Below are 6,802 nucleotides of genomic sequence, written 5' to 3'. Positions count from 1 at the left end.
GCCGATGACCGGGTCTTCGAGGTTGAAGCAGGTCAGCGTCATGTCGGGCGCCAGCGTGAACACGGCCTGCATGCCGCGCTTGGCCAGGTTGGGTGCGAGCTTGCCGCCCGGCGCGGCCTGGGTGATGAATTCCTCGGGCACCTTCTCGATGAAGTCGTGCTCGTTGTTCAGGAAGGCCAGCCAGCGCGGCTGGTTCTCAACGATGACATCGACGACGACGCGGTCGATCATCGGGATGCGGCGGCCCTTGAACCGCGCGTAGATCGCCTGGGCTTCGGCGTCGCCCGGCGCGGGCTGGGCTTCGTAGTGACGCTCGCGGTAGTCGGGGTTGCGCTCGAACACCATCTGCGAGCTGCGCCGCCACTCCTTGAGCATGAAGGGGCCGGTGCCGACCGGGTGCTCCATGATCTTGTCGCCGTAGAACTCGACCACCTCGCGGGCCACCGCGCCGTAGAGGTCATTGCCGGCAAAGATGGATTCAATCAGACGCGGACGCGGGCCATTGGTCTTGATCTGCAGCGTGTAGCGGTCCAGCGCGCGCACGCCGGCGATCTCGGTGTCGTAGGAGAAGGGCTGCTTGGTCTTGAGGGCCTTGTCGCGCGCCGCGCCCAGGCCGGTGATGTCCTGATCCTCGTAGCTCGTCCAGGCCTGGGCGTTGGTGGCCGGGTCGGCAAAGCGCTTGATGCTGTAGACGAAATCCGCGGCCGTGACCTCGCGCTTTTTGCCCTTGAAGGCCGGGTCGTCGGCGAAGTAGATGCCCGGCTTGACCTTCATCGTGAAGGTCCGGAAGTCGGCGCTGATCTCGGGCTCGCCGACGGCGATCAGCGGCATCAGCCGCGTCGGCCTTGCCAGCGGGTCGAAGGCATACAGCGTCTCGAAGATGTGGGCGGTGATGCTGCGCGAATAGATGTCCGCCAGGCGCGGCGGGTCGAAGCCGGTCTCGGCGATCTTGAAGGCATAGCGCAGCGTCTTGACCGGCTCGGCCGCGTGTGCAGATTGGGCCGGGGTGAGCAGGGACAGGCAGGCGGTGAGCAGGGCGAGGAGGTGTTTCATCACTTGGCCTTGGGCGTGGCGCTACGGTCGACGTCGATGTACTTCCAGAAGTCGCGCACGAAGATGTTGCGGCTGTAGCCGCGCACCCAGGGCTGGGCCATGTCGGTCCAGATGCGGTGGACGTGGAATTTATAGGGTGCGTAGGCCACCATCAGGCGCTGGGCCTCCTGCATGGCAGCCCGGCGCTCGAGGCCGTCGGGCAGGGCCTTCTGGCGGTCGTAGAGGGCTTCGAAGGCAGGCAGATCGAAGCGGGCCTTGTTGGCATTGCCTTTGGACTTGCTGGAACCCAGCGCCAGGAAGGTATCGCCATCGGGCGTCGTGCCCACCCAGCCGACGCCCCACATCTGCAACTTGCCGGCGTTGGCGGCCTTGAGCTGCTCGGGCCATTTGGCGATCTTGAAGACCATGTGCACGCCCAGCGCCTCCATGTTTTTCTGCCACTGCTCGGCGAGCTGGCGGAAGGTGCTGTCGGGCGAAGTGGCGTACTCCAGCAACAGCGGCTTGCCGTCGGGCTGGTCGCGCCAGCCGTCGCCGTCCTTGTCGGTGTAGCCGTAGAGGTCGAGCAGAGCCTTGGCCTTGGCGGGGTCGAACTCGCTCATCTCCGTCTTCATTGCCGGGTCATGGCCGAAGGCGACCGCCGGGATGCCGTTCTGGCTTTTGACGGCCTGGCCGCGGCGCACGAGGCGGATCTCCTTGTCCAGGTCCACGGCCAGATTGATGGCGCGGCGCAGCGCGATCTTGTCGGGCGTATAGCCACCGACGACCGGGTCTTCCATGTTGAAGTAGGACACCGCGACGTCGGCGCGCGGGTAGCGCGTCATGGACAGGCCCTGCTTGACGAGATTGGGGGCGAGATGGTTGTTGGGCATCGCGATGCTGGCGAACTCGGGCGGCACCTCCTCGATGACGTCGAACTCACCGCGCAGGAAAGCCAGCCAGCGGGGTTGCGCCTCCTCGATGATGTCGATTTCGACGCGGTCCACCATCGGCAGCTTGCGGCCCTGCAGCGCCGCCACCTCGCCTTTCACGCGCGGGTCGGCCTCGGGAGGGGTGGTCTCGGCGTAACGAACGTCGCGGAAGTTCGGGTTCTTCTCCAGCACGATGCGCGAGCTGCGCCGCCATTCGGCCAGCCGGAAGGCATTGGTGCCAACCGGATGCTCCATGATCTTGTCGCCGTAGAACTCGACGACCTCGCGCGCCACGGCGCCGAGGAAGCCGGCATCACTGAACTGGTAGATGAAGCGCGGGTCCCCGACGCCCAGCTTGACCTGGAAGGTGTAGCGGTCCAGCACCTTCAGGCCCTCGACCTCGCGGTCGTAGTCGAAGGGCTTCTTGGCCTTCATGAGCTCGCGGCGCAGCTCCGACAGGCCCATGATCTTGGCGTTCTCCAGCAGGTAGAGGTTGCCGCTCTTGAGCTTGGGGTCGTAGTGGCGCTTGATCGAGTAGACGTAGTCGGCCGCGACCAGTTCGCGCTTGGCGCCCTTGAAGGCCGGGTCATCGCAGAAGAGGATGCCGGGCTGGACTCGGAAGGTGAGCGTCTTGAAGTCGGCGCTGATCTCGGGCATCTCCGTCAGCGTGGCCGGGCGCAGCTTGAAGGGGCGGGCGCCGAAGTCGTACTCCAGCGGCGCGTCCAGGATGYCCGCCACGACCGCCTTGGAGTAGGTGTCGGTGATCTGGGCAGGGTCAAAGCCGGTCTCGGCGGACTTGAAGGCGTAGCGCAGCACCTTTTCTTGTGCCGGACTCTGGGCCTGGGCAGCTTGGAGAGCGCAGGCCAGCAGCAGGGCGGTCAGCAGGGAGGGAAGCTTCATCGCAACGTGCGCGGGGTGGCAGGAAAGTCGCGGAGTCTAGTGAAACCGTCAACGCAAAGCCGAAGGTGACTCGCATAGACTCCGCCCCGTTCTCTCGTGTAACCCCGCACCCACGGCGGGGTTTGTGGTTTCTGGAGCCCTGAATGGCGGCCTATCTGATCCGACGCCTGTGGCAGATGATCCCGACCCTGCTCGGTGTCGTGCTGCTGGTGTTCTTCCTCTTCAAGTACTTCGGCAGCGACCCGGCCATCATCCTCGGCGGCCTGAACGCCAGCCCGGAGCAGATCGAGTCCATCCGCGAGCAGCTCGGGCTGAACAAGCCGGTCTGGGAGCAGCTGTGGATCTTCATCAAGCAGATCGTCAGCTTCGACTGGGGCAAGAGCTGGGCGACCAACGAATCGGTCGCCAACCTGTTCGCCACCCGGCTGCCGGCCACGCTGACGGTGACGCTGCCCATCCTCATCCTCGAGGTGATGCTGGCCATCACCTTCGCGCTGGCCGTGGCGACCGTGCGCGGCAGCCTGACCGACCGCACGGTGATGATCTGCACGACTGTGGCCGTGTCCATCTCGCTGCTGGTCTACGTCATCCTGGCGCAGTACCTTTTCGCCTTCCGCCTGGGTTGGTTCCCCGTGCAGGGCTGGACGAGCAGCCACTGGACCAACCTGACCACCTACGCGCCGCTGCCGGTGCTGGTCGCCGTGGCCGTGTCGATGGCGCCGCAGATCCGGCTGTACCGCAGCTTCTTCCTCGACGAGATCGGCCACGACTATGTGCGCACCGCGCGCGCCAAGGGCATGACCGAGGGCACGGTGCTGCTCAAGCATGTGCTGCGCAACGCGATGATTCCCATCCTGAMCAATGTGTCCGTGCTGCTGCCTGGCGTGTTGGTCGGGTCATTCCTGATCGAGGTGTTCTTCTCCATCCCGGGCCTCGGCCGTGAGCTGCTGCTGGCCGTGAACCGTGGCGACTATCCCGTGATCCAGGCCTTTGCCATCTACCTCGCCGCACTGACGATGACCGTCAACCTTGTCGTCGACCTGCTCTACAAGATGGTCGACCCGCGCGTGGTGCTGAAATGACCGCGGTCTCCAACTCCTCCGGCCCGGTCCGGGCGGCGGAATCTTCGAGCGGCGGCGTCTGGGCCGCCGCGTGGCGGCGCCTCAAGACCGACCGCGTCGGCGTCGTGTCGATGTGGGTCGTCGGTGCCTTCCTCGTCCTGGTGCTGCTGGCGGCCACCAAGCTGCTGGCCTCGGGCTGGCAGCAGGAGGTCGGCGTGCCCAACGCGCCGCCCACGCTGCTCGGGCCCCAGCCGCAGGAAGACACCGGCACCATCGCCACACCCAAGGGCCCCAACGTCGACCTGTCCGACATCGACCCGCTGGCGCCGCGCTACGCCGAGTGGGYGGAGCGCGCCAAGGCCTTCAAGACCGAGGAGGCGCCCAGGGCCGAGACCCTGCCGCTGGGCGGCGACCGCCTGGGCCGCGACGTGCTGGCCAAGGTCATCAAGGGGGCCGAGGTGTCTATCGTCGTCGGCCTGGCGGCGGCCCTCGTCGCGACGCTGATCGGCACCGTGCTGGGCGCCATCTCGGGCTTCTTCGGCGGCAAGGTCGGCGACCTGCTGGAGTGGGTCTACAACGTCTTCACCGCCATCCCCAGCATCTTGCTGATCTTCGCTTTCGCGGCCATCTTCCCGCGCGGCGTCGGCGCGGTCGTCTCGATCCTGGCGCTGACGGGCTGGACGGGCATCTACCGCCTCATCCGCGCCGAATTCATGAAGCATCGCGTGCGCGAGTACGTGCGCTCGGCCGAGGCCATCGGCGCCTCGCAGGCCTCGCGCATGTTCAAGCACATCCTGCCCAATGTGTCGCACGTGGCGCTGGTGCAGCTGTCGCTGCACGTCGTCAGCTTCATCAAGAGCGAGGTCATCCTGAGCTACCTCGGCCTGGGCGTCGGCGTCGACCAGGTGTCCTGGGGCACCATGCTGGCCGAGGCACAGAACGAAATGATCCTCGGCTATTGGTGGCAGCTGGCCGCCGTGACGGCCTGCATGGCCGTTTTCGTCACCGCGTTCGCACTGTTCACCGACGCGCTGCGCGATGCGCTGGACCCGAAGCTGCGAGGCCTGGAATGAAACAGATGCCCCCACGCTTCACTTTGTTCGCTGCCCCCCGAGGGGGCGCGGCCTGCCCTTGGGGCGGCCCGGCGGGAGGCCAGCCATGCTGCTAAGCATCCAAGATCTCAAAGTCGCCTTTCGCATGGGCAAGCAGAACGGCGCCATGCAGCGCACGCTCGCCGTCAAGGGCGTCAGCTTCGACGTGCCGGAGAACAGCACCGTGGCGCTGGTCGGCGAGTCGGGCTCGGGCAAGAGCGTCACGGCCATGTCCGTGCTCAACCTGCTGCCCAGCAATGCCGAGCGCGAAGGGCGCATCCTGTTCCAGGGCCGCGACCTGCTGCAGGCTTCCCTGCGCGATCTGCAGGCCATCCGCGGCCGCGACATCGCCTGCGTCTTCCAGGACCCGATGAGCTCGCTGAACCCGGTCTTCGACGTGGCCACGCAGATCTGCGAGCCGCTGATGAAGCACATGGGCATGAGCCGCCGCCAGGCCCTGGTGCGTGCCGAGGAGCTGCTCAACGAGGTCGGCATCCCCGAGCCCAAGCGGCGCCTGAAGGCCTATCCGCACGAGATGTCCGGCGGTCAGCAGCAGCGCGTGATGATCGCCGTGGCCCTGGCCTGCAGCCCGAAGCTGCTGATCGCCGACGAGCCGACGACGGCGCTGGACGTGACCATCCAGCGCCAGGTCATGGAGCTGATGGCGCGGCTCAAGGAGAGCCACAAGATGAGCCTGCTCTTCATCTCCCACGACCTCGGCGTCGTCGGCGAGATCTCGGACCAGGTCGTCGTCATGCGCCACGGCCAGGTGCGCGAGAACGCACCGGTGGCGCAGATCTTCAACGACCCGCAGGACGCCTACACCAAGGCCCTGCTGGCCTGCCGGCCGTCGCTGACGGAGAACCCGGCGCGGCTGATGGTCATCGACGACCACATCGCCGGCCGGGCGGCAAGCAACGACGCGAAGGTGAAGGACGACAGCGCGCCCGTCATCATGGAAGTGACCGGCCTGCAGAAAAGCTTCTGGCTCAAGGACGGCCTGTTCGGCAAGCGCGAGTTCAAGGCCGTCAAGGGCGTCAACTTCAAGCTGCGCAAGGGCCACACGCTGGGCGTGGTCGGCGAGTCGGGCTCGGGCAAGACGACCATGGGCCTGACGCTGCTGCGCCTGCATGAGCCCACCGGCGGCCAGGTGCTGTTCGAAGGCAAGGACCTCTTGAAGATGAGCGGTGCCGACTGGCAGCAGATGCGCCGCCGCATCCAGGTCGTGTTCCAGAACCCCTATGCCTCGCTGAACCCGCGCTTCACCATCGGCCAGACGCTGCGCGAGCCGATGGAGATCCACGGCATCGGCACCAGCACCGCCGACCGCGAGGCCCGTGSCGTCGCCCTGTTGAAGAAGGTGGGCCTGGACGAGAGCGCAATGGCCAAGTACCCGCACGAGTTCTCGGGCGGCCAGCGCCAGCGCATCGCCATCGCGCGCTGCCTGACGCTGCAGCCCGAGGTGCTGGTACTGGACGAGGCGGTGTCGGCGCTGGACGTGTCGGTGCAGGCCCAGGTGCTCAACCTGCTGAAGGACCTGCAGGACGAATTCGGCCTGAGCTACATCTTCATCAGCCACGACCTGGCCGTCGTCAAGTTCATCTCCGACGAGGTGCTGGTGATGCAGAACGGCGACGTTGTCGAGCAGGCACCCACGCGCGAGATCATCCAGGCCCCGCGTGAGGATTACACGCGCCGCCTGCTTGGCGCGGTGCCGCGCGGATATCAGGGGCCCGGCGCCCGACCGGCCTAGCCTGGCGATTCTTACGGTTGCGTGTAATTTCAACGG

At 66.4% G+C, this 6,802-nt stretch carries 5 protein-coding genes; 3 read left to right on the top strand and 2 right to left on the bottom strand.

From position 1 onward, the window contains the following. Both ACXJKR_RS02955 and ACXJKR_RS02950 read right to left on the bottom strand, forming a co-directional pair. A partial coding sequence (locus ACXJKR_RS02955; RefSeq protein ID WP_457320604.1) for an ABC transporter substrate-binding protein occupies nucleotides 1-1,053 on the bottom strand: 1,053 nt, incomplete at its 3' end. Next, a complete protein-coding gene (locus ACXJKR_RS02950; RefSeq protein WP_457320602.1) occupies nucleotides 1,053-2,861 on the bottom strand; it encodes an ABC transporter substrate-binding protein in 1,809 nt (602 codons plus the stop codon). The genes ACXJKR_RS02955 and ACXJKR_RS02950, both read right to left, overlap by 1 nt. Nucleotides 2,862-3,004: 143 nt before the next feature. Here ACXJKR_RS02950 and ACXJKR_RS02945 point away from each other — a divergent pair, with 143 nt between their 5' ends. From ACXJKR_RS02945 to ACXJKR_RS02935, 3 genes are all read left to right on the top strand, one after another. Further along, entirely contained in the window at nucleotides 3,005-3,943 is a 939-nt protein-coding gene (locus ACXJKR_RS02945; RefSeq protein WP_457320600.1) for an ABC transporter permease, read from the top strand. Then, nucleotides 3,940-4,995: an ABC transporter permease gene (locus tag ACXJKR_RS02940; protein WP_457320598.1), complete on the top strand. Its 1,056-nt coding sequence runs from the start codon at nucleotides 3,940-3,942 to the stop codon at nucleotides 4,993-4,995. The genes ACXJKR_RS02945 and ACXJKR_RS02940 overlap by 4 nt, the downstream gene beginning before the upstream one ends. 85 nt (nucleotides 4,996-5,080) lie before the next feature. After that, nucleotides 5,081-6,766: an ABC transporter ATP-binding protein gene (locus ACXJKR_RS02935; RefSeq protein WP_457320596.1), complete on the top strand. Its 1,686-nt coding sequence runs from the start codon at nucleotides 5,081-5,083 to the stop codon at nucleotides 6,764-6,766. Nucleotides 6,767-6,802 lie beyond the last annotated feature (36 nt).

It is taken from the genome of Roseateles sp. P5_E11, assembly GCF_054049355.1.
This window is presented reverse-complemented; position numbering and strand designations above follow the sequence as displayed.